Origin of the sequence: Caulobacter sp. D5, from assembly GCF_003185805.1 — a bacterium.
GTDB lineage: Bacteria > Pseudomonadota > Alphaproteobacteria > Caulobacterales > Caulobacteraceae > Caulobacter.
This window is the reverse complement of record NZ_QHJY01000429.1, coordinates 1-3,283: the sequence shown is the minus strand read 5'-3', so window position 1 is coordinate 3,283 and position 3,283 is coordinate 1. Positions and strand designations below refer to the sequence as shown.

At 73.3% G+C, this 3,283-nt stretch carries 2 protein-coding genes; one reads left to right on the top strand and one right to left on the bottom strand.

The genetic code is table 11. From position 1 onward, the window contains the following. The coding region (locus tag DMC18_RS22840; RefSeq protein ID WP_146218182.1) for a TonB-dependent receptor at positions 1-2,124 on the top strand (2,124 nt) is incomplete at its 5' end. Here DMC18_RS22840 and DMC18_RS22835 read toward each other — a convergent pair. Beyond that, on the bottom strand, positions 2,121-3,283 hold a 1,163-nt coding region (locus tag DMC18_RS22835), incomplete at its 5' end, for an efflux transporter outer membrane subunit (protein WP_110133337.1). The genes DMC18_RS22840 and DMC18_RS22835 overlap by 4 nt on opposite strands.

Here is a 3,283-nt window from a genome sequence, read left to right as displayed (position 1 = left end):
GCCGCGGTCTCGGCGGCCGATCTCGACCGGCTGGGCGGCGACGGCGTCCTGGCGCTGCGGCGGGCGGCGCTGGGGCTGACCGCCGCCGGCCAGGTCTCGACCGAGACCCCGACCCTGGTCATTCGCGGCCAGCGCCGGGCGACGGCCGGGGAGTCGGCCCTGTCGGTGATCACCTATGTCAACGAGGCGCCGCTGCCCAACAACGGCTCCATCCTGCCGTCCTTCGACCTGGCCGAGGTGCAGGTGCTGCGCGGGCCGCAGGGCGTGCTGTTCGGGCGCAACACCACCGGCGGGGCGCTGCTGATCCACACCGCCGAGCCGGGCCGCGCCGGCCATGCCGGGGTCACGGTCGGCTCCTATCGCCTGCGCGAGGTCGAGGCGGCCGGCGATCTCACCCCACCGGGCGCGCCGATCGCCGCGCGGCTGGCGGTCTACCTCCTCAAGCGCGACGGCCTGGTCGAGAACCTCGGCGTCGGCGACGACCTCGACGATCGCAACCAGGCCGCCATACGGCTGTCGCTGGCCTGGCGTCCGGACGGGCCGTTCTCGGCCCTGCTGGTGCTCGACGGCTTCCGCGCCGACGAGACCGGCAGCGCCAACATCCTGTCGGGAACCTATCCCAACCCGCCCGACGTGACCGGCGGCGGTACGGGCCGCACGCCCGAGGCCGCGCCCTATTTCGACTGCGGCGTGGCGGGATGCGACATCGACATCGCGCTGGCCCGGCAAAAGGCCTGGGGGCCGCGTAAGACGCAGGTCGATCTCGCGCCGCGTTCGGACCGCCGCAACGACGGCGCGACCCTGCGGCTCGACTGGCAGGGACAGGCCATGAGCCTCCGCTCGGTCACGGCCTATCGGCGCAGCGTGCTCGACAGCGCGCTGGACTCCGACGGCTCGCCGCTGCCGCTGAACCAGCTCGTCCGCCACATCGACCTTGGCCAGCTGACCCAGGAACTGCGCGCCAGCGGGACAGGGGAGGACGGCGCCTGGCAGGCCGGGCTGTTCTATCTGTCGACGGCGCCGATCGGGGTGCAGAAGAGCCTGTGGGCCAGCGCCGTCACGCCGACCAATCCCGCGCGCGTCGAGTTCCAGTACCGCCGGGGCGAAAGCCTGGCCGGTTTCATCGACGCCACCCGCCGTCTCGGACAAGGCTTCGAGCTGGAGGCGGGGCTGCGCTACACCCGCGACGTGTCGAGCGCCTGCCTCGTCCGCGTCGCCGCCCCGGCGGCCGACATCTCGGAAGAGGCCTGCGGCGAGGCCGGGCGGGCGCAATCCTCGGCCCCGACCTGGACCCTGGGCCTGACCTGGCGCGGCCAGCCGAACCTGACGGTCTACGCCGTCACCCGTCGGGGCTATCGGGCTGGCGGGGTCAATGCGCCGGTGTTCGGCCCGCTGCTGTCGGCCTATCAGGTCTATGCGCCGGAAAGCCTGACCGACGTCGAGCTTGGCCTGAAATGGGCCGGCGGCGCGGGCGACTGGCGCCATCGCGTCGATGCGGCCCTGTTCCGGGGCTGGTCGCGCGACGTCCAGCGGGCGCTGTTCCCGGCCGAGAACTTCGACGGCGACGGGATCGCCGCCAACGATCCGCCCAGCTTCATCATCAACGCCGGTTCGGCGACCATCAGCGGCCTGGAACTGGGCTGGAGCGGCCGTCGGGGCGAGCGGCTGACCCTGTCGGCCTCGGCGACCCTGACGCAGGCGCGGTTCACCGCCCTGACCGTCCCGGCCTCGCTGGCCAGCCTGACGCCGACCGATCCGGCCTCGCTGCGCTTTTCCTATTCGCCGCCCTACACGGTGCGGCTGGCGGCCGAGTGGCGGGCGATCCAGTCCGCGCGGCTGGGCCTCTGGACCCTCTGGGGCGACGTCTATCAGAGCGGCCGCGTGCGCTATGTCGAGCGGGCGCACGACAGCAACGGCCTGCAGCACGCCTTCGCGGTCGCCAATCTCGGCCTCGACGTCCGACCGTCGGGGCGAGAGGACCTGACCATCTCCGTCGCCGTCCAGAACCTGTTCGACGAGGTCTACGCCGCCGGCGGCGGGGCGATCACCCCGGCCGTCACGGCGACGACCCTGATCTATGGCGAGCCGCGCACTGTGTCGGTCGGTCTGCGCAAGCGCTTCTAGACGGCTGGGCCGCCGCCCAACGCCCGCACCAGATCGACCGAGGCCTGCAAGCGCCGGGTCTCCAGCACCAGGGCCGAGCGCTCGGCCTGCAACGCCGCGGTCTGGGCGGTGACGACCTCCAGATAGTTGGCCGCGCCCTGACGGTAGCGGATCATGGCCAGCTCTTCTGTGCGTTTGGCCGAAGCCATGGCGTCGTCCTGGTCCTTGGCCTCGTCGGCCAGGCGGTTGGACAGGGCCATCTGGTCCTCGACGTTGCGGAACGCGGCCAGCACCACGGCGCGGTAGTTCTCGGCGGCCTGGGCGTGGGCGGCTCTGGCGGCCTCGACCCCGGCCTTGCGCTTGCCCGCGTCGAAGATCGACCCCGCCAGCTGCGGGGCCAGCAGCCAGACGGCGTTGGGCGCGGAGAACAGATCCACCCCGCCATCCGACTGCCAGCCGGCCTGGCCGGCGATGGTCAGGGTCGGGAAGCGCGCGGCCTGGGCGACGCCGATCTGGGCGTTGGCGGCGGCCGCCCGGCGTTCGGCGGCGGCGATGTCGGGCCGGCGCTGCAACAGCACCGACGGCACGCCGACCAGCGTCCTGGGCACGCTCAGCGACGCCTCGACCGGCGGCAGGTCGAAGCTCGAGGCGGTCTCGCCGACCAGAGCGGCGATGGCGTGCTCGTAGAGCGCCCGCTGGGCGGCCACGTCGCTGAGCTGGGCCTTGGCGGTCGACAGCTGGTTCTTCGCCCGGCTGACGTCGAGGCCCGTCGCCGCCCCGCCGTCGTGGCGGATCTGGGTGAGGTCCAGCGCCTTCTGATAGGCCGCGACGGTGTCGGCCAGCAGCCGCGACTGGGCGTCGAGGCCGCGCAGGGCCAGGTAGCTGTCGGCCAGTTCGGCCTGGAGGCTCAGCCGCACTGATTGCAGGTCGGCGGCGCTGGCCTGGGCCTGCGCGCCGCTGGCGGCGACCTGGCTGCGCACCCGTCCCCAGAGGTCGATCTCGTAGGACGCGCTGGCGACGGCCTGGCGGGTCGAGTACTCGTCCACTCCGCCATTGCGGAGCGGAGCGTTGTCCGAGCGGCGCTGGCGGCTGGCCAGGGCGCCGCCGTCGATCGTCGGGAACAGGCCCGCGCGCGCCTGGCCGGCCAGGGCGACGGCCTGGTCATGCGCGGCCGCGGCTG